This is a genomic window from Ruegeria sp. CE12 (assembly GCF_056537525.1).
Genome location: NZ_JBQFRS010000001.1, coordinates 479,645 through 499,275, shown reverse-complemented (window position 1 = coordinate 499,275; position 19,631 = coordinate 479,645). Strand labels below are relative to the sequence as shown.

Annotated in this window: 19 protein-coding genes; 7 read left to right on the top strand and 12 right to left on the bottom strand. The window is 56.1% G+C overall.

All coding sequences use genetic code 11. The annotated features are described in order from the left end of the window. Positions 1 to 152: 152 nt before the first annotated feature. From cobT to ACR0IO_RS02450, 4 genes are all read right to left on the bottom strand, one after another. Positions 153 to 2,030, bottom strand: coding sequence for a cobaltochelatase subunit CobT (gene cobT / locus ACR0IO_RS02465; RefSeq protein ID WP_155147388.1), 1,878 nt, complete (start codon positions 2,028 to 2,030; stop codon positions 153 to 155). Next, positions 2,027 to 2,413 (bottom strand): hypothetical protein, encoded by a 387-nt coding sequence (locus ACR0IO_RS02460; protein ID WP_480739246.1) that lies wholly within the window; start codon positions 2,411 to 2,413, stop codon positions 2,027 to 2,029. The genes cobT and ACR0IO_RS02460 overlap by 4 nt, the downstream gene beginning before the upstream one ends. Beyond that, positions 2,413 to 3,399 carry a cobaltochelatase subunit CobS gene (gene cobS, locus ACR0IO_RS02455; protein ID WP_155147392.1) on the bottom strand — a complete coding sequence of 329 codons (987 nt, stop codon included), beginning with the start codon at positions 3,397 to 3,399 and terminating at the stop codon, positions 2,413 to 2,415. The genes ACR0IO_RS02460 and cobS overlap by 1 nt, the downstream gene beginning before the upstream one ends. Positions 3,400 to 3,547: 148 nt before the next feature. Then, entirely contained in the window at positions 3,548 to 4,153 is a 606-nt protein-coding gene (locus ACR0IO_RS02450; protein ID WP_170331771.1) for a methyltransferase family protein, read from the bottom strand. A gap of 296 nt (positions 4,154 to 4,449) precedes the next feature. Here ACR0IO_RS02450 and ACR0IO_RS02445 point away from each other — a divergent pair, with 296 nt between their 5' ends. Both ACR0IO_RS02445 and ACR0IO_RS02440 read left to right on the top strand, forming a co-directional pair. Then, positions 4,450 to 5,442 (top strand): Hint domain-containing protein, encoded by a 993-nt coding sequence (locus tag ACR0IO_RS02445; protein WP_480739241.1) that lies wholly within the window; start codon positions 4,450 to 4,452, stop codon positions 5,440 to 5,442. 329 nt (positions 5,443 to 5,771) lie between these two features. Beyond that, a complete protein-coding gene (locus tag ACR0IO_RS02440; RefSeq protein ID WP_480739239.1) occupies positions 5,772 to 6,869 on the top strand; it encodes a hypothetical protein in 1,098 nt (365 codons plus the stop codon). Between the two features lie 51 nt (positions 6,870 to 6,920). Here ACR0IO_RS02440 and ACR0IO_RS02435 read toward each other — a convergent pair whose 3' ends face one another. After that, positions 6,921 to 7,331 carry a MerR family transcriptional regulator gene (locus tag ACR0IO_RS02435; protein WP_155147399.1) on the bottom strand — a complete coding sequence of 137 codons (411 nt, stop codon included), beginning with the start codon at positions 7,329 to 7,331 and terminating at the stop codon, positions 6,921 to 6,923. A gap of 64 nt (positions 7,332 to 7,395) precedes the next feature. On the opposite strand from ACR0IO_RS02435, the gene ACR0IO_RS02430 reads away from it, so the two are divergent. Continuing rightward, a complete protein-coding gene (locus tag ACR0IO_RS02430) occupies positions 7,396 to 8,040 on the top strand; it encodes a cation efflux transmembrane domain-containing protein (protein WP_480739234.1) in 645 nt (214 codons plus the stop codon). 22 nt (positions 8,041 to 8,062) lie between these two features. On the opposite strand, the gene ACR0IO_RS02425 is transcribed toward ACR0IO_RS02430, so the two are convergent. Then, positions 8,063 to 8,689 (bottom strand): J domain-containing protein, encoded by a 627-nt coding sequence (locus ACR0IO_RS02425; RefSeq protein ID WP_155147403.1) that lies wholly within the window; start codon positions 8,687 to 8,689, stop codon positions 8,063 to 8,065. 107 nt (positions 8,690 to 8,796) lie between these two features. On the opposite strand from ACR0IO_RS02425, the gene ACR0IO_RS02420 reads away from it, so the two are divergent. From ACR0IO_RS02420 to ACR0IO_RS02410, 3 genes are all read left to right on the top strand, one after another. Then, positions 8,797 to 9,051 (top strand): BolA family protein, encoded by a 255-nt coding sequence (locus tag ACR0IO_RS02420; RefSeq protein WP_480739230.1) that lies wholly within the window; start codon positions 8,797 to 8,799, stop codon positions 9,049 to 9,051. A 281-nt stretch (positions 9,052 to 9,332) separates the two neighbouring features. Beyond that, the gene (locus ACR0IO_RS02415) at positions 9,333 to 9,926 is read left to right on the top strand and encodes a hypothetical protein (protein ID WP_480739226.1); all 594 of its coding nucleotides are present in this window, start codon (positions 9,333 to 9,335) and stop codon (positions 9,924 to 9,926) included. A 50-nt stretch (positions 9,927 to 9,976) separates the two neighbouring features. Continuing rightward, positions 9,977 to 10,633: a hypothetical protein gene (locus ACR0IO_RS02410; protein ID WP_480739224.1), complete on the top strand. Its 657-nt coding sequence runs from the start codon at positions 9,977 to 9,979 to the stop codon at positions 10,631 to 10,633. Between the two features lie 83 nt (positions 10,634 to 10,716). On the opposite strand, the gene ACR0IO_RS02405 is transcribed toward ACR0IO_RS02410, so the two are convergent. The 3 genes from ACR0IO_RS02405 to gatB all read right to left on the bottom strand — a co-directional run bounded on the left by ACR0IO_RS02405 (position 10,717) and on the right by gatB (position 14,134). Beyond that, complete coding sequence (locus ACR0IO_RS02405; RefSeq protein WP_155147412.1) at positions 10,717 to 11,136, bottom strand: DUF4177 domain-containing protein; 420 nt, start codon at positions 11,134 to 11,136, stop codon at positions 10,717 to 10,719. 81 nt (positions 11,137 to 11,217) lie between these two features. Beyond that, positions 11,218 to 12,474, bottom strand: a complete 1,257-nt coding sequence (gene pepT, locus ACR0IO_RS02400; protein ID WP_480739221.1) for a peptidase T — start codon at positions 12,472 to 12,474, stop codon at positions 11,218 to 11,220. 148 nt (positions 12,475 to 12,622) lie between these two features. Further along, positions 12,623 to 14,134, bottom strand: a complete 1,512-nt coding sequence (gene gatB, locus ACR0IO_RS02395) for an Asp-tRNA(Asn)/Glu-tRNA(Gln) amidotransferase subunit GatB (protein ID WP_480739217.1) — start codon at positions 14,132 to 14,134, stop codon at positions 12,623 to 12,625. 150 nt (positions 14,135 to 14,284) lie between these two features. Here gatB and ACR0IO_RS02390 point away from each other — a divergent pair, with 150 nt between their 5' ends. Beyond that, the gene (locus tag ACR0IO_RS02390; RefSeq protein WP_480739213.1) at positions 14,285 to 15,166 is read left to right on the top strand and encodes an NAD-dependent epimerase/dehydratase family protein; all 882 of its coding nucleotides are present in this window, start codon (positions 14,285 to 14,287) and stop codon (positions 15,164 to 15,166) included. Here the strand turns inward: ACR0IO_RS02390 and ACR0IO_RS02385 are convergent. The 3 genes from ACR0IO_RS02385 to pepN form a co-directional block, all read right to left on the bottom strand. After that, entirely contained in the window at positions 15,153 to 16,412 is a 1,260-nt protein-coding gene (locus ACR0IO_RS02385; RefSeq protein ID WP_480739210.1) for a hypothetical protein, read from the bottom strand. The two genes, ACR0IO_RS02390 and ACR0IO_RS02385, sit on opposite strands and share 14 nt — an antisense overlap. A 130-nt stretch (positions 16,413 to 16,542) precedes the next feature. Continuing rightward, complete coding sequence (locus ACR0IO_RS02380; protein ID WP_480739208.1) at positions 16,543 to 16,926, bottom strand: hypothetical protein; 384 nt, start codon at positions 16,924 to 16,926, stop codon at positions 16,543 to 16,545. A gap of 72 nt (positions 16,927 to 16,998) precedes the next feature. Next, a complete protein-coding gene (gene pepN / locus ACR0IO_RS02375; RefSeq protein WP_480739206.1) occupies positions 16,999 to 19,551 on the bottom strand; it encodes an aminopeptidase N in 2,553 nt (850 codons plus the stop codon). Positions 19,552 to 19,631 lie beyond the last annotated feature (80 nt).

Below are 19,631 nucleotides of genomic sequence, written 5' to 3'. Positions count from 1 at the left end.
ATGCCACCCTTCGATATCGCGTTATTGCACCACAAGGCCGTTCGCCACAGGCACAATAATACCCAGCCCCGAAACGCTCCGACAACCGGATCGCCAATCTGGGGCTGGTTACTTGGGATGCTATCCCGCCCGGCAGGGCGACGTCAACGGATCTAGCTGGCCCGCTTCATTCCCATGACCCGAGCCCGCGCCCGCGGGTCGCTGTCGAACAGAGCCGCCAGCTGCTCGGTCATCGCACCCGCCAGTTGCTCGACATCGGTGATCGTGACCGCACGGTCGTAATAGCGGGTCACGTCGTGACCGATACCAATCGCCAGCAGTTCGACCATCTTGCGTTTTTCCACCATCGCAATCACGTCACGCAGGTGTTTTTCCAGATAATTCGCAGGGTTAACGCTCAGAGTTGAATCATCGACCGGCGCACCGTCTGAGATCACCATCAGAATCTTGCGCTGCTCGCGCCGCGCCAGCATCCGGCGATGGGCCCATTCCAGGGCTTCGCCGTCGATGTTTTCCTTCAGCAGGCCTTCTTTCATCATCAGACCCAGATTGGGTCGCGCACGACGCCAAGGGGCGTCCGCACCTTTGTAGATGATGTGGCGCAGGTCATTCAGACGACCGGGCTGCTGTGGGCGTCCATCGTTCAGCCAGGCCTCACGCGCCTGACCGCCTTTCCACGCCCGCGTGGTAAAGCCCAGAATCTCGACCTTCACATTGCACCGCTCCAGCGTCCGGGCCAGAACATCGGCACAGATGGCGGCGATTGAGATCGGACGACCTCGCATCGAGCCCGAGTTATCCAGCAGAAGCGTCACCACGGTATCGCGGAACTCGGTGTCTTTTTCGACCTTGAAGCTTAGCGGCGTGGTCGGGTTCGCCACGACACGTGCCAGACGGCCTGCGTCCAGAATGCCTTCCTCGCGGTCGAACTCCCAGCTGCGGTTCTGTTGCGCCTGCAACCGGCGCTGCAGTTTGTTGGCCAAACGGCTTACCGCACCCTTTAGCGGCTCAAGCTGCTGGTCCAGATAGGCCCGCAACCGCTCCAACTCTGCCGGTTCGGCCAGATCTTCAGCGGCAATTTCCTCATCGTAGGTGCTCAGATAGACTTTGTAGTCCGGATCAGCCTCGGATGCTGGCGGCGGGGCAGGTGGCTCCAGCGGGGCCTCACCCTCGGGCATCTCAGCCTCTTCGCCCATCTCATCCTCGGCCATCTCGTCCATCGAGACCTGTGCCTGAGATTGATCCTGCTGCTCTTCCTGAGTCTGCTCAGGAGAGGCGTCGGCTTCCTGTTCGTCCTGATCGTCCTGACCGGTGCTGTCTGGATCGGGTTGTTCTTCGGCGTCGTCCTCGGCCTGATCCTCCTGATCCTCATCCAGCTCATCCGGGTCGTCGCCCAGCTGATCGCCGTATCCCAGATCCTTGATCATCTGGCGGGCGAATTTGGCGAATTCGGCCTGATCCGAGAGCACCTCGTCAAGGTTCTCCAGCACGCCACCGGCCTGTTCCTCGATGAAACCACGCCACAGGTTCATGACATTCTCAGCCGCAGGGGGCAGGTCGCGCCCAGTCGCCAGATGACGGATCAGATAGCCCGCAGCAACGGACAAAGGCGCCTCGGCAGGCTGTTTGCACTGGTCATACCCGCGCCGCAGCGCTTCATGCCCGATCTTGACGTCAATGTTGGACGCGGTGCCGGGCATGTCCCGGGCGCCCATCGCCTCGCACCGGGCGGTCTCCATCGCCTCATAGAGATCCCGCGCCATATCACCCGGAGGCGCATAGCGGTTATGGGTCGCGTCATCATGGTATCTGCGCTGCAACGCCAGAGCATCCGCCGTACCGCGCGCCAGCAATACCTCTTCACGGGTCATCCGGCGGCTGACCTGAGGCAGACGCATCGATTCACCCGACAGGCCCGACGGGTCGACCGTATAGCTTACCGACAGCTCAGGATCGTCAGCCATCACCTTGGTGGCTTCGGCCAGCGCTTTTTTGAACGGATCGGCGGGGTTGTCGTTTGGTTTGCTCATTTGGCGTCCTGATGTCTGAACATACAGCTCATTTGAGCTAGTTTGATACGCCCTTCTAGGAGCGTTTTATTGCAATTAGCTCCTGAGGGAATCTTTAGATTTAACCATGGCTGACCATCTTGGAGTACAATCCTGTCGGCAAAATAGACTTCAGAGCTTTCCGATATGAATTCACCGATTTCGTTTTCAGCGGTTTGATACTCTACAGAAAGCCCTGGTGGTGTGGTGCAGATTGCAAAAATGCTCTGATCTTCGGCCCAGAGTTTTTCCGCACGCCAATACTCTACGCGTTCGGTGCCGCAAGGCAAAAGGAATTGGGCCGATACAGCCGTTGCCGACCAACAAAAAAGAGCGAATACAGAACTAATCGCTCTTTTTGCCATCACCCCAAGCTCACGCTCGCCGCGCTTTCCGGCAGTTCTTCGTCAAAGCAGCGCTGATAGAACTCGGCAACGGTCTGACGCTCCAGCTCATCACACTTGTTCAGGAAGGACAGGCGGAAGGCATAGCCTACATCGCGGAAAATCTCGGCGTTCTGGGCCCAGTTGATCACGGTCCGCGGGCTCATAACGGTGCTCAGGTCACCGTTCATGAAGGCGGTCCGGGTCAGGTCGGCAACGGTAACCATCTGGCTGACGGTCTTGCGGCCCTCGGCGGTGTTGTACAGCGGCGCCTTCGACAGAACGATCATCGTTTCCGCATCATGGCTCAGGTAGTTCAGGGTCGAAACCAGCGACCAGCGGTCCATCTGTGCCTGGTTGATCTGCTGCGTACCGTGATACAGGCCGGTTGTGTCACCCAGACCCACGGTGTTCGCGGTGGCGAACAAGCGGAAGTTGGGGTTCGGCGTGATGATTTCGTTCTGGTCCAGAAGGGTTAGCTTGCCGTCATGCTCCAACACGCGCTGGATAACGAACATCACGTCCGCACGGCCCGCGTCGTATTCGTCGAACACGATGGCAACGGGGTTGCGCAGCGCCCAGGGCAGGATGCCTTCGTGGAATTCGGTGACTTGCTTGCCGTCGCGCAGCTTGATCGCATCTTTACCGATCAAGTCGATCCGGCTGATGTGGCTATCGAGGTTCACGCGTACGGCGGGCCAGTTCAGGCGGGCAGCGACCTGCTCGATATGGGTCGATTTACCTGTGCCGTGATAACCCTGAATCATCACGCGGCGATTGTGCGAAAAGCCCGCCAGAATCGCCAGTGTGGTTTCAGGGTCGAACTTGTAGGTCGGGTCAATTGCAGGCACGCGGTCGCTGCGCTCGGCAAAGCCTTTGATTGCCATGTCGGTATCAATACCGAACACTTCACGGACCGAGATTTCTTCGGTGGGTTTTGCGTTGATATCGATCGATCCGTCAGCCATATGCCTTGTCCTTATCCTTTGGCCCGTTCACCGGGTATGAACCCGTGTGTGGTGCAACATATTGCGGACAAGGGCAAGGGAAAGCGGCGCAGGCATTGGCCTAGCAGGGTGTTTCTTTCAAACTGGCCTTATCGTCATGCGATATTGGTCATTCAAGAATGGCTTCGCGCACCCGAACCAGACTGCGCTCATCAACAAATCGTGGGGTCGACCGCATATAATCCTGAAACGCGCGGCCATAGCCCTGCAGCAACCAACGCTCTTCGTTCAGCACGAACAGGAAATAGATCACAAAAAGGATCAGCGCCAACGCCAGGGTAACCCACGACCCGCTGGCAATCCCTAAACCAACTGTGGCCAAGACCGAGGTTACGTATTGGGGATTGCGCGAATAGGCATACATACCGCCGGTCACCAGCCCTTCGCTTTCGCAATAGGTGTTGTCGAGCCCCAGAAATCGATAGCCCCACAGGGTGATCCCAAAGGACAGCACCATGATCGGAACTCCGATCACATAGCGTATCCAATGACCCCAGCCGTTCATCCAGACCTCGCTTAGCGCGAACACAACGGTTGCACCGCAAAACAGCCGGAAAAGACCAAAGGCGGTATGGTGCCGCCATCCGCTGGCGCTGGGCCAAAGCCCAAGGCGAGGCAGACGCAGATTGAGGGCAAGATATCCGCTCAGCAAAACGGCCGAGCAAAGGGCAACCAAAAGAGCAGTCGTATGTACCGGAGAAATCAGATGTTCCATATCGCGTTCCATTTGGACCAGTCACGTATAGTTCGGATATGGGCCTTGTCTGCGACCCATGTGACAGGCCGTAACAAGGCTTTGTAACAAGTTGAGGACGACCACGGCGACGACCTGAAGCCGGTCGGGTATGCGCCGGACAATGCGCGCAAATTTGTCAATTAGCCCAAAATTCTATATCATAAATTCAAATAGATTAATCTTTTGGGTTTTGTGGCGGTGGCACATATGCCTTCGACCTGACGCTGTTGTTTCCGGCGACCCAAATTTGGTGCTGGTAATGTTGGGTATTGGTCATGGTTTCGACGCCTATTGATCCGTTTGACGCGGTGATCCTCACGATATCAGGTGATACAACGGGGACGGTAACCGGCGACCCCCCGCTGCCTGCGACCGGAGATCTCGATGGCACTATCGGTGTTCCAAATCAAAACTGGACGCCAATCGGAACATTCTGGGAAATATCGGATCCTCCGGATTTTGGTACAGCTTCGATTAACCCCTTCACAGGCGAATGGACCTATGAGGTTGATCCTGCCTACTACGATAGTCTCGATCCCGGAGATATCGTAACCGATACCTTTGTTGTTCGGGGCGTAGGGGTTGCGCTCAATCCAGGCGGCAATCTTATTGGAGGCGAAGCATTTCAAACAATCACGATTCAGATCGAGGTTGTGTGTTTCGCATCTGGAACGTTGATCGATACACCAATAGGTCCTGTACCTGTCGAGCGGCTCGAACCGGACGACCTCGTGCTGACGATGGATCGAGGGGCGCAACCGATCCGATGGGTGGAATCCGCCCATCTCGGCCCGGAGCGTTTGGCAGAGAACCCGAAATTGTGCCCGGTTGAGATCGCGAAAGGAGCTTTGGGTCCAAATTTACCCTCCCGAACCCTGCGCGTATCACCACAGCATCGCATGCTGGTGAATGGTCCCCTTGTCGAACTGTTGTTCGGGGAAACGGAAACGCTGGTCGCAGCTTGTCATCTGGTTGGGCTGCCTGGGATACGCATGATTAAGCCGCAAGACGGCGTGACATATGTTCATGTTTTGCTGGATGATCATGAAATACTGTTCGCCGAGGGCGCACTGTCTGAAAGCCTGTATCTTGGTGATGAGGCGCTTGTTGCCATGAGCTCCGAGGGCCTGCAGGAACTGGGTGAGATATTCGGATCAAAGCTGGACAGACTGCAGCAGGGTTTCCCGTCTCTCGCGCGCCGGGCGCTCAGATCGTATGAGGCCAGAGTGTTGGTCTCAGTAACTTCAGCGGCAGAACACTGTGTTTGAGATCCGATTTCCTTAATAGCTCAGCAGAAATGAACCGAGGTTAGGACGACCAAAAGAGCAGTCGTATGTATCGGCGAAATCAGATGCTCCATATCGCGTTCCATTTGGGCCAATCCAGTACAGTTCAGATATGGGCCCTGTCTGCGACCCATGTGACAGGCGGTAACAAGGCTTTTTAACAAGTTGAGGCACTCTGGCGTCGGTCCGACCATGAGGTGACGTTGCTCTCACATGCGCCGGAATCGTCGGGTATAGATTATCCGCTCGAATATCACGATATCAGCCGATATGACTTGTTTGTTCGAAGTGTTTTCAAGGACCAAACGCAATTGAATAAGACTGTTACCAATCCAGAAAGACTGGAGAATCTGGACACGCTGATCGGGCTTGTCACGGCACGTGTTTCATCCAGCCGTGACTTCAAAAGGGCCGTGGGCACATTGTCGGAAGATCTGGATTTCGTCGCCATTGCGTTGCGTAATGATCCCGAATCGTGGCGCATGAACCGGGCGTTCCACCTTATTCATGTGCCAAGCTTCATCGCGGTCATGTCGATGCTTGACGAGATTGATCAGATGTCGTCGGTCACCGAAGATGAAGTGCATCAGGTTCTGGCTTCGGTAAATCGCGCGGCTTCGCTGGCCAAGGACGCTCGGCAGCGTATCGAGCAGGCAAATCTGACGGATGCCAAAGTCGAAATCGAGGTGTTGGCTGAATATGCGCCACAACCTGCGAAACCCTTTCAGAAGGCTTCGAGATTCACGCGTGCCTTCGACAGTATTGCTTCGGTTTCAGAGAGCGTTTGGGACGGTGCCAAGTCAGGGGCGACCGCCGTTCCCGGTATTGTCGGGAATTTGCAAGAGGGGGTGTCCGACACCGTGTCGCGCGCGGCCTCTGTCCCTAAACTGGCCATAAATTTTCAGAAATCACTGTCCGGAACCCTGTCCGACAACATCTCAAAGCCGATTTCGATGCGATTGAAGGCGAGTGGTCGCGCTCTGGAGCATGGTGTAGGCGCTGGCGTTGGTTTGGGGGTAATCGTCGGGGTTCTGTGCCCACCTCTGTTGCCGCTCACCGCAGGCGGCGCAGTACTTGCAGCGATGCGGGCATGGCGCAACGAAATGAACGATGCACGTGAGCTGAACGAAGTCGAAAGGCAACAACGTATAGCCGAGCTTCAACGAGAAAGAACCCAAGCGCTCAAACAGCTGACGCACGGCTCTGCCGCACTTCAAATGGAAACCGAAGATCTCAGCATGACAATGGATGTCGAGACGGGAGAAGCGGATGCCGTGCTGCTCAAAGGTGAATACACCGGTCGTACGTGGTCAAGCCTGACCGCGATGGAAAAGGCAGATGCGGGACTGACTTTGGTTGAAGGCGCCAATAACCTGCTTAGTATTCTGGAACTCGCAACAAGTGACTGACAGGGATTGCGTCTCTCTAGGCGCTAATCCTTTTGAAGTATAGCGCATCAGTCACGCCGCCGGACTGATCGCCTCAACGATACGACAACTGGAAATCGTGCCGCTTCCCTGACATTGGCTGGAAATGCTCTGTAGTTCTTCTTCCAGTGCCTGCAGATCCGCGATCTTGGTCTGAATGTCCCGCAGATGCCTTTCTGTCAACGCATCGACTTCAGCGCACGAGCGTTCAGTATCCTCGGCCAGATCGGCCAATTCCCGGATCTGATCCAGCGAGAACCCCAGCGCCCGGCAACGCCGGATAAAGCGTAAGCGGTTCAGTTCTGCGGCACCATAAATCCGGTAGTTCCCTTCGCTGCGGCCAGAGTTCTGCAGCAAGCCGATCTTCTCATAGTAACGGATGGTGACGACCTTGGTGCCCGTGTCACGGGCCAGATCACCAATTCTGAAGGCCTCGGTTTTCATTGCTTGACCCTATAGTTGCTATAGACACTATACCTCATGTGAACCCTGATTAAAGGACCTCAATTTGCCTTGCTGTTCACATGATACCTGCGCCTCGGGCGCGGTGGCTGCGGGTAAGTACCGCACCGTTCTCTGGATCGTGTTGGTGATCAACGCGACCATGTTTCTGGTTGAAATCATTGCCGGCCTCGCCGCCGGTTCGGCCGCTTTGCAGGCGGATGCGTTGGATTTCTTTGCTGATGCTGCCAACTACGGCATCAGCCTGTTCGTTCTGGGTATGTCCCTGCGTTGGCGCGCCAGCGCGGCGCTGATCAAGGGAGCTTCAATGGGTCTGTTCGGATTGTGGGTCATTGGCACCGTCATCTGGCATACCCTGAACGGAACCGTGCCTTCATGGGGCACAATGAGCCTTGTCGGAATGGTAGCCCTGATCGCAAACGCCGTCTGTCTGGCGCTGCTTTTTGCGTGGCGCGACGGCGATTCCAACATGCGCTCGGTCTGGATCTGCTCACGTAATGACGTGGTCGCCAATTGCGCTGTCCTCGCTGCAGCTCTGGGCGTGTTTGGCACAGGCACGGGCTGGCCTGATATCTTAGTTGCGGGTGTTATGGCTCTGCTTGCCCTGCAAGGTGCAGACACGGTTATCCGGCAGGCACTGGGCGAACTGAGGCACTCAAACAAAGAAACGCAGGCCCCAACCACATCTTAATGCGGGAAGGGGCCATGCTGACTTATTTAAAGTTCCGGCTGTCCTTGATCTGGTCCCAGGCCCAGACAACCTCTTGCAACTGCTCTTCCTGCGAGCGGTCGCCGCCGTTCATATCCGGGTGCAACACCTTGATCAGCTTCTTGTAGGCCTTGCGCACCTCGGCCTTGGTCCAGCTGTCGTTGGCTTCCAGAATCTCGATAGCACGACGCTCGGTGGGAGGCAGGCGACGACCACCGCCGCCAGAGGTGCGACCCTTGTTCTGGGTGCTGTTTGCGCCAAGCACCTGATGCGGATCCTCGATGCCCAGTCTGGCCCATGCGCGGGCCTCGGGATCACCCATGGGTTTGGTCTCCCGCTCCCATACCTTGTCCTTGGACCGCTGCGCGTTCAGTTCGGCCTCGGTGGTGCCGTCGAAGAAATTCCACTTCTGGTTATATTCGCGCACGTGCTGCTGACAGAACCAGTAGAAATCATCCAGAACATCCGGCGCTTTGGGCGCGCGGAACTTGCCCGGTTCATTGCAACCTTCATGATCACAGATTCGGACCGAAGTTTCCGACGCACCCGACATGCCCCGGCGCCCGCGCGGGTTCTTTTTCTTAGCGCTGGAAACGGACATATCGAATCCGAAGGGGTCTGACTTCACCATGTGCTCATCCTCACGAACGCATCTTTTCGACTCGGAGGCAGCAGTTTAATCTAAGCAGCCGAAAGTAGAAGAGGGGAGCGGCATTTATTTTGCCGTTGAGCGTAAAAATGAGCGTGACTGACGAAATCCGCGACCGCCTGCAGGCAGCCTTTGATCCACGCGAGCTGGAAGTGGTCGACGACAGCGAGAGCCACCGGGGCCATGCCGGATATCAGGACGGGGGTGAGAGCCACTTCAACGTCCGCATCCGCGCCTCTGCCTTCGAAGGCCAATCCCGCGTTGCCCGCCACCGCGCAGTGCACAAAGCGCTGGGCGATATCGTCCCGCGCATCCACGCATTGGCGCTGGATATCGGAGTTTAGCGTATCTGCCTGGACCGATTTCACTCAGCGAAAATCGCCTGCGCCAAGAAAACAGCTCCACTCGGTTGAAGGTCAGGGGCGCACGGTGGCAGATCGACAAACTTCAACAGCGAAGCTATTGTTTTGAATGCAATAGCTTTTATCTCATTAGGAATATGAACGCTCATTCAATGAAACGTGTGTTAGGCGGCCTATTTGCGGCTTGTACATGTTGTTCGACGCTTCTCGCCGATTCTGCAAATCCCCAGATATGGGTCCGGACAGGGTCTGTTTCTTCACAAATGAAACCGGTCGACCCGGGTGAGGCGTATACCTGCGAGCAGCCGGAACAGCCCGTCAAAGTCGAGATGCGCCATCGATTGCATCCGACCCGATCCGGGTTGACAAAGCTCTTTCAGGCGGAAAGGGCCACAAAGCGGGTTACTGTGCGACGTGGTGGTCAGATCGGACAAGGTGACAAAGGCGAAGAAACAGGTGCGCGGTTCGTTGCGAGAAACTACTCTATTGATCAGCTAGTGACGACGTCCAGTGTCGAAATTTTGACCACAATTTTCTTTTGCGACTACAATGGCTACCCCGAATTCGTAGGGCTTACTTACAAGCTTGAAGGTGAAATCGGAAACTTAGTCATTCGTTACAAAGATGTGTTGGGTCCGGGCGTCAATCAGGCTCTGTCGTTGAGCTATAACTCGAACGAGTATCGACCAAGCCAAACAGATATTGATGAGGGGGCTTCTGAGGCTGTCGGAGTGTTGGATTTGACTTTGCGCCTCAAAGATCTGCCATTTGAATTGAAGCAGGGCAAAGGTGTAGTCTTGGCTGATTTGAAACTATCCAGCGACATTACATTTCCAATAATCGGGGCAACTCCATAATGCTACTTCGCGCTTTCTGGCATCTGTTCTGTGTTTTATTGGTGTCTGGCATGTTCGTCTTTATATCCAGCAACAGTGTCTCCGCACGCGCTTGGGAGATGCAATTTGAGCAAGAACAACTGGTCTTCGCGCATTTGCAACCGATGCAGCTGGAAATTGGCAGCAAGCCCTGCCCAGAGCGGTTCAGACCCGTACGAATTTTAGAAGAAATCAACCTTCGGGAACATGGAACTCTTTCGACCAAGACCAGGAGCTCTGAGCACCTCCTCTCCACCAAAATGGCAAAGGATCGCAATGCTGAAGATGCTAATCTATCGGCTTTACTTGAAGTTGAGGGATGTGTTTTCCGCAGGCATTTTCTGGTTCGGTCAGGGTATCTAACTCTGTCAGGTGATCTTGGATTTGCCGTTATGACGCCAACTAAATTCGCTCTCAACGATCCATTTGAACAGTATACCCCTGCAAGGATGTGGTACCGTGCGCAAATCGCGGGTATACCTGATATTCAAAAATGGTATAGCCGCGGAAAACCTGCTGGTTTCGATCTGCCCGCAGGGCTTCCCGAAGACGAGGTAATTGGTGTCCTCTCTTTGGGAATCAACAGCGACTGGCTCCTTCTGGTATCTGACCACCATAAAAAAGATTGGATAGAGTTGACAATCTGGCGCTTCAAAATAGTGGTATTGTCAGAGGATAATTCAGGTTAAGCAGACAGTTACAGCCTGACTGAAAGCGCTCAAGGGCGTTTAGCTGCCGCGGGGTCGGAACCGAACACTCGTTCCGGCTATCTTCACTCTTTGCTTTTCTCGGCCTGATCGGTCTCTTCTTCGGCACCTTTCAGTGACAAAGGCGGATCTTTTGCCTCTTCGGCAATCGGGGCGGGTGCCTTGACCTCTTCCGGCCCGGGAATCGGCTGCGCCAATGGCGCCTCATCCTCTGCAGCGGGGGTCGCCACTGATGCGGCATCGATGTCGGTCTCAACAGCCCGGCGGAACACCAGAACATTGCGCCAGTTCGTTGCCGACCCGGTCAGACCCGTCCGCTCTTCGCTCGGCAGCAATTCGGCGCGTTGATATTCCCAGCCGTCCTTGCCCATCTGATTCAGCAATTGTTCGATCGAATTGGCAAATCGTCCTTCGGGTGTCTTCACGCCCTTGGCTTTGGTGCCTTTCTGCGGGGCGGGGACAACTTTGTATTCGTAGCGCTGCATCAATAGTTCCTAAAATGCCTGTCGCGGCCAACTTATCACGTTGGCCGCAGGGTAAAAGAGAGCATGGCCGGACAGCAGAATTCAGCCTGCACTGTTGCCGTCAGTCCCCGCCGCCTTTTGCACGACGGACAGGCACAGCTCGGTGGCCAGGGCCATGTCCTGTACCGATACCCATTCCAGAGGCCCGTGAATGCACTGCATGCCGGTGAACAGGTTAGGGCAGGGTGTGCCGAATTCGGTCAATCGGGATCCATCGGTACCACCACGGATCGGTACGGAAAGCGGCTCGATCCTCAGTTCACGGCAAGCATCGCGCGCCAGATCGACCGGTGTCATGTCTTTTTCCAGCCAATAGCGCATGTTTCGGTACTGATGGTAAATCTCACAGGTGATCACCGCACGCGGTTCTGTGGCCTGAACGGTGGCACAGACCTGCCGGACCAGATCGCCCTGCGCCTCCAGCGCTTCCATTTCGAAATCGCGCAGGATCAGCTTGATTTCCATCTCAGAGGAACCGCCATTCATGTCTGTGATATGGATGAACCCCTCGCGCCCGTCAGTGACCTCGGGGGTCATGGTGGCCTGCGGAAGGGTTTGCACGATCTTGGCCGCCAGATGGGCTGCGTTGACCATTTTGCCCTTCGCCAGCCCGGGATGGATCGAGACGCCCTCGATCCGGATCACGGCACGGTCGGCAGAAAAGCTCTCATATTCGATTTCGCCGACTTCCTGACCGTCCAGAGTGTATGCGAAATCAGCACCCAGATCCTTGGGCAATTGTTCGGTAACACCGCGCCCGATCTCTTCATCCGGGGTAAAGGCAATGCGGATCGGCCCATGCGGGATGTCCTTGTTCTCAAGCAGATGCCGGGTCAGCGTCATCAGGATTGAAACACCCGCTTTGTCATCGGCACCCAGCAGTGTGGTACCCGAGGCGGTGATCAGGTCATGTCCGATTTTCTCGGCCAGATAGGGATGCTCTTCTGGCGACAGAACCAATTCCGGATCATCGGGAAAGCTGATGTCTCCACCATTGTAGCCTTTGATCACCCGCGGTTTGACGCCGGTCGCATTGAACTGCGGTGCAGTATCGACATGGGCAAGAAATCCCACGGTTGGTCCCGGAACTGTGCCGGGAATGGTGGCCACAACGACGCTGTCTCCGGTCAGTTCAACATCCTGCGCTCCGATTTCGGTCAGTTCCTGCTTGAGCAGGTTCAGCATGTTGAGCTGAATTTCCGTACTGGGTGTAGTTGGCGAATTCTCATCGCTCTGGCTGTCGATGGACGCGTAGCGAACCAAGCGATCTTCGAGTTCCTGATCAAATCTTTTCTGCATGAAACCTTACCTCTCTGATCCGGAAGAAAGAGCGCAATTCAAAGGGGAGTCAAGCACATGGCAAGCCCCTTGAAACGTTAAGAAATGGGAAATCAGAATTGTACAAACCGAACAAACCCTGTCGCCCGGTTTGTACAAAATACAAGATTTACTGACCCAGCTTGGCGCTGACCAATTGGTTAACGGCCTTCGGGTTCGCCTTGCCGCCGGTCGCCTTCATGACCTGACCCACGAACCAGCCTGCCAGTTTGGGGTTCACTTTGGCCTTCTCAACCTGTGCGGGGTTGGCGGCAATGATCTCGTCCAGAGCGGCTTCGATGGCACCGGTATCGGTCACCTGTTTCATACCGCGCTCTTCGACGATCTGTGCCGGGTCACCACCTTCGGTGTAGACGATCTCGAACAGGTCCTTGGCGATTTTGCCCGAGATCGCATCCGATGAAATCAGATCAATGATCCCGGCCAATTGGGCGGGCGAGACCGGCGACTCGGTGATGTCGTGATCTTCTTTCTTCAACCGGCCAAACAGCTCGTTGATCACCCAGTTCGCAGCCAGTTTACCGTTACGACCCTTGGCGACTTCTTCAAAGTAAGCAGCTGACTCTACCTCGGCGGTTAGTACCGACGCGTCATAGTCTGTCAGGCTGAACTCACTGATAAAGCGTGCTTTTTTATCGTCGGGCAGTTCGGGTAGCTTGGCGGCGATGTCATCTACCCATGCCTGTTCGATCTCCAGCGGCAGCAGGTCGGGATCGGGGAAGTAGCGATAGTCATGCGCCTCTTCCTTGGACCGCATCGAACGGGTTTCACCTTTGTCCGGATCGTACAGGCGAGTTTCCTGATCGACTTTTCCACCAGCTTCGACAATGGCGATCTGGCGGCGCGCTTCGACTTCGATCGCCTGTTGGATAAAGCGCATCGAGTTCATGTTCTTGATTTCGCAGCGGGTACCCAGATGCGAAAAGTCCTGTGTTTCCTGATACTTCTCGTACGCGCCCGGCAAGCAGATCGAGACGTTCACGTCCGCCCGCAGGTTGCCGTTCTGCATGTTGCCGTCGCAGGTGCCCAGATAACGCATGATCTGACGCAACTTGGCGATGTAGGCCGCTGCCTCTTCCGGGCCACGGATATCGGGGCGCGACACGATCTCCATCAGGCAAACACCGGTTCGGTTAAGATCGACGAAGGACATATGCGGATCCATGTCGTGGATCGATTTACCGGCGTCCTGCTCCATGTGGATGCGTTCGATGCGCACCATACGTGCGGTGCCGTCACCCATCTCGACCAGCACTTCGCCTTCACCCACAATCGGATGATAAAGCTGGGAAATCTGATATCCCTGCGGCAGGTCGGGGTAGAAATAGTTCTTACGGTCAAAGGCCGATTTCAGATTGATATCCGCCTTCAGGCCCAGACCGGTTCGTACCGCCTGCTCAACGCAGTATTCGTTGATCACCGGCAGCATCCCCGGCATCGCGGCGTCCACGAAGGCCACGTTCGAGTTCGGCTCGGCCCCGAATTGGGTCGATGCGCCCGAGAACAGCTTGGCATTGGATGAGACCTGCGCATGCACCTCCATCCCGATCACCAGCTCCCAGTCGTGCTTGGCACCGGCAATGGTCTTGGGTTTGGGCATTTCATAGGTCAGGTCGAGCATGGCGCGCCTCTTATCCGCAGAAGTCTAGGCCTGCGTATTATGCCCGTGCGCGCTAGGGGGCAAGGGGGAATGAATCTTTGTGCTTGATCTCAACCATACTTGAGGCGCCAGAACCGAAGGCCACAGTCATTCAAACCCTCGGAGAACCAGATGAACATATTTGTATTGGGTGCAACCGGATTGATTGGTTCGCAGGTCACCGCGCAACTTCTGGCACGCGGGCACAGCGTGACCGGTTTGTGCCGGTCCTCTGCATCTTGTGCAAAATTGCAGCAAGTGGGAGCACAGGTTAGTCGTGGAGATCTGCGGCAACCAGAGGGCTGGGTTGATAGGGCGGTCGCATCGGATGTTGTTTTGCAGATTGCAGCCACGTTCGATGAAGAAATGGCACAGGTTGATTTTCTGGCAATGCAGGCGTTGCGACGGGCGGCAAAGCGGCGGGGTCAAGCTACGCGTTGCATCTATACCGGCGGTGTCTGGCTTTATGGGGATACGGGCGGTGACGTTGTCGATGAAACCAGCCCCTTTTCACCAGTTCCCGAGTTTTCGTGGATGCTGGAAACAGCAAATGTGCTCGCAGCTGATGATTGGGTGGACTTGGCGGTTTTGCATCCGGGTCTGGTTTATGACAGCAACGCCCAAGGAATGTTCCATCGTTTCGACGCGCAAATTCAGCACAGGCAACCGATTGAAATCTGGGGGAGCGCTGAAACGCTATGGCCACTTGTTCATGTCGAGGATTTGGCGGTGGCCTATGTTTTGCTTTGCGAAAACAGCGATCTGTCGGGACATTTCAATGCAGTGACCGAGGTAGGGGTTGCGGTGAAAGACATCGTGCAGGCCTTGTCGAGCCGGCGTGAGGTTCCATACCGGACGCATGTTGTTCCACGGTCGGAAGCGCTTGCGAAATACGGCTCCTCAGAGGGGCCGATGCTCAGCCAACGGGTTTCGGGGCGCCGGTTAAAAGATCTTGGTTGGACGCCGCGTTACGATGATTTCAGAAAGGCCCTCGCACCAATTATTGGTGCGTGAACTGCAACCCGTTTGGCGTGAACGTCACGCTCTTGCCGCTACCCAACTCATCACGCAGCAGGTTGCTGATGGCGCGCAGGGCATCGCGCTGTCCGCGTGCTGCAAAACGCTCGGGCGAATTGATGCGGACGCTGTTGTTGAACCCGTCCGCAGCGTGGGCCCAGATGAGCGGGTGCAACTCAGTCAGATGATCACGGATCAGCCAGTCGGCAGCCTCACCGATCTGAGTTCGGGCCAGATCTGCCCGTTCATCCAGTCCAAGCCCGTTTTGCAACGTGATTGCGCAATAGGCGGCCAGAAGGTTGATCGTTTGCTGATCGGATTGCCGTTGAACGATGTCGCGCAGGCCTTCAATGAAGTATTCGACATCCACCCGCGCGCAGGCCTCTTCGTCCAGAGCGATGGCATCGAATTGCACCCAAGCGTATCCGCCAGCGCCCCAGATATCCTGCGTTTGCGCCGCGTTACGCAGGGCCTGCAGCTCCAGCTCCTGATAGCTGCCAAACCAGCGCGGCAGCAAATGACTGCCCATCGCCCGCATGTGGCGATGATTGCGTGGGTCGAGCGCGATCAGTTTCTCGTATTGATCAGCAACACGCGCCTGAGTTTTGCGTTGACCTGCAAGAAGGGCGCAATCGGCGGCTGCAACTGCCGGGCTGTTAGGCGCGGCACGACGGCAATTCGGCAAAATGGCGGCAGCCCGGTCAAAATGCGCCGCGCAGCGTGACCTGTGCAGCGGAGGCAGCGTAGTCTCCCATGCAGTTCCCCGCCATGCCCAGGCCAAATCGACGTGAGCCAGAGCAACCACAAGTCCAATCATCGGGTCGTCAGGATGCTCGCGCAGTTCGTTCTCAAGTTCCGCGATGCCGCCCAGCAAATCATAGTCTGAAATCGCTTTGCCATCTGTCAGAGCGTGTTCGGCGGCAAGTACAACATCAGAGCGTGCGCCAAAGGCCAGCAGATCAGCAATCGGAAGGCCGCCGGGGGCTGCCTCTCTTGCAGCATCGGCTGCGTGCATCTCGGCGGACAATTGTGTCCACAGATCCTGACGGGCCAGATAGCGCCCGCGCTCTATTACATCACGACCGATAAGGTCACTTGGACCTAATTGTGCCACAGGAATATTGAGCTGCCCCGTATCCGCAAGGGTTGCTGCGGCAACGGCATTTTGCGCGCGTCTTTCCGGCGCAATCTGCTTTCGGGAACCTGATATACGGGCAGTGGCTGCCCTGAACGACCAGAACATGGTGAAACTCGAAACTGTACAAACTCGTAAACTGACTTCGAAGTCTGGCCGCAATTTGCGCCCAATTCAAGGCATTAGGGGGGAAATCTGCGTGTTTGGAGTTAATCTTGGGGATTCGCGGCTGATCGTTTCAAAATACAGTGAAATGATGCCGCTCAACTTTGAAACCAGCTTGCTGAAGTATCTGTTCGAAGTCCCGATGAGGGGGCAAGGCTTCATCCGGCAGGCGCAGGCGTTTACCTGTTTTCAGCACCATGGATACCCGCACAGAAAAGTCCCAGCGGGTATCGAAGCGGAAAAAATCGATTTCATCCAAGCTGATATCGCCCTGTCTTCGCCCTGAATGCCAACTCAGCTTATGCTGATCCAGGTTCAGGCCCGCGCTGCTGTCTTGGACGAGATCCCAGACCGCTGGAAGCGTGCCAAGCGCCAGCAATCCGACCAGCCAAAGTGCTGCATTGAAAAAGATCACCAATCCGATGAGCGCCGCGTAGACGCAGATCAGGATCACCACGGTTCTGGGTGAGCGGTTCTGGCGAGTGAAGGTAAACGGAGTCATTTCTTGAGTTGCGCCGAGAACGGGGGCTTACGCCCCCAATATCCGTGTGACCATTTCTGTCGTATCCCGCGACAGGTTGGGTGTTTCCGAGATGCGGGTCAGTTGGTGGCGCATCAGATCCTGACGGTCGGCGTCGTAGCGTTTCCATGTCTGGAAAGCCGAGCACATGCGCGCAGTTGTTTGCGGGTTCACCGGATCCAGCCGGATCAACCAATCTGCAAGCAATTGATAGGCAGCCCCATCGGCCTGATGGAAGCCGGCGTGGTTCATGGCCAGTGATCCCATCAGTGCGCGGAAGCGGTTTGGGTTCTTCCAATTGAAATCGGCATGTTCTGTCAGCGATTGGGCAGTTTTGGGTGTTGCTTCTGGCGCTGCCATTGAAACCTGTAGCGCAAACCATTTGTCCATGACCAAACGGTCATGTCGCCACTGATCGTAGAATGCTGCCAATTCAGCCTCACCTTTACGGGCGCGCAGCAGGCAAGAGAGCGCAGTCAGCTGCAGCGTCATGTTATCGGCCTTGGCATATTCCTCGGCCGCTTTTGCTCCGCCATCCAATCGTGAAGTCAGCGCCAGAGCTGCACCGCCCAACGCGCGTTTGCCGGATTGTGCTACGCCGGGGTCATAAGGGGCGTCGATAACTGCCTCGCTATGCAGACGAGGCAGTAGGTCTTGCACATGTTGCGCCGTCGCCTGGCGCAGCGTTTCTACGGCTGCCCAGATCGCCATCGGGTCTGGTGTAGTGCCACTCTCATGCAGTGCTGCAGCCAGTTCGGATTGTGTTGGCAAGCCCAACATGAGCGCCCGATAGGCAGGGTCGAGGTCACCGTCGCGCAGAACGGCTAACAGCCCATCTAGATAATCGGCATTTGGCGCGGCATCTTCCGTGATCATCCGCAGCAGCGTATCCTGCGCAAGTGAACGCCCGGCTTCCCACCTGTTGAATGGATCCGTGTCATGCGCCAGCAGAAACGCGCGTTCGGCGTTGCCGTGGTCATGTTCCAGGATCACTGGAGCTGAAAAGCCGCGCAGGATCGAAGCCACGGGTTTTGAAGCCAAGCCTGTGAAACTATAGCTCTGCTCTGCTTCCGTCAGTTCCAAAAACTCGGTACCTCTGACTTCGTCACCATTGGATCCAAGCAGGCCGACAGCGACCGGGATTACCTGCGGCAGCTTCTCCGATTGTCCGGGCGTCGGGTTCGTCGATTGGCTGAGTGTCAGGGTGTAGGTTCCATCGGCCCAATCTTCGGCCACTTTCACGCGTGGGGTGCCCGATTGGCTGTACCAGCGTTTGAACTGGCTCAGATCGCGACCAGTCGTATCCTCGAACACCTGCAGCCAGTCTTCGATGGTGCAGGCCTGACCGTCATGGCGTTCGAAATACAGATCAAGCGCTTTGGCATAGGCGTCATCACCTACCAGCCGCTTGAGCATGCCAATAACCTCAGCACCCTTTTCGTAGACCGTCGAAGTATAGAAGTTATTGATTTCCTGAAAACTCTCTGGGCGAACGGGATGCGACAGCGGGCCGCTATCCTCGGGGAACTGACGGGCACGCAGGTCGATCACGTCATGAATGCGTTTGACCGGCTCAGAGCGCATGTCTGACGTAAACTGGGCGTCGCGAAAGACGGTCAGACCCTCTTTCAGGCAAAGCTGGAACCAGTCCCTGCAGGTGATGCGGTTACCAGTCCAGTTGTGGAAGTATTCATGCGCGATGATGGCTTCGATGCGTTCGAAATTGGTATCTGTCGAGGTCTCGGGGCTAGCCAGAACGGCGGAAGAGTTGAAGATATTCAACCCTTTGTTCTCCATCGCTCCCATGTTGAAATCGTCGACTGCCACGATGTTGAACACGTCCAGATCGTATTCGCGACCGTAAACATCCTCATCCCACTTCATCGACTGTTTCAGCGCTTCCATTCCAAAGGCGCATTTGCCTTCATCACCGGGGCGGACCCACAGGTTCAGTTCGACGTCGCGCCCGGAACGCGTTGTGAATTGATCGGGATGTGCAACCAGTTCCCCTGCAACCAGGGCGAACAGGTATGCAGGTTTGGGCCAGGGATCTGTCCACTCGGCCCAGCCTTCGCCGCTGCCGGTTGGATTGCCGTTGGACAGCAGAACCGGAAGATCGCCATTTATGCGGACTGTGAAGGTGGACATCACATCGGGGCGATCCGGATAGTATGTGATCTTGCGAAAGCCCTCGGCTTCACATTGGGTGCAGTACATGCCGTTGGACATATAAAGCCCCTCGAGCGCTGTGTTGTTGCCGGGATCGATTTCGACTTCGGCCTCCCAGATAAAGGGAGCGTCAGGAACCTGAGCGGTCAGGCCCTTGTCGGAAATGTCAGGAGAGATAACCTCGCCGTCGATGGCTGCCCGGATCAACGTCAGCTCTTCTCCATGCAGAAAAAACGTCCGATCGGTTGCGTCCGGATTGGGACGGAAAGCGATGCGGGAGGTGACACGGGTTGCGTGCTGAGCAAGGTTGAATGTCAGATGCACGCTGTCCACCAAATAACCGAACGGCGTGTAATCTTTCAGATAGATCGTGGTGGGGGCGGCGTCGCGCATCGGGGGCCTCGCATCGGTTCATGTCTGGCGCGACGTTATGAGCTTCGTCCGGTGGCTGCAACCAGAGCGATTTGGGTGCG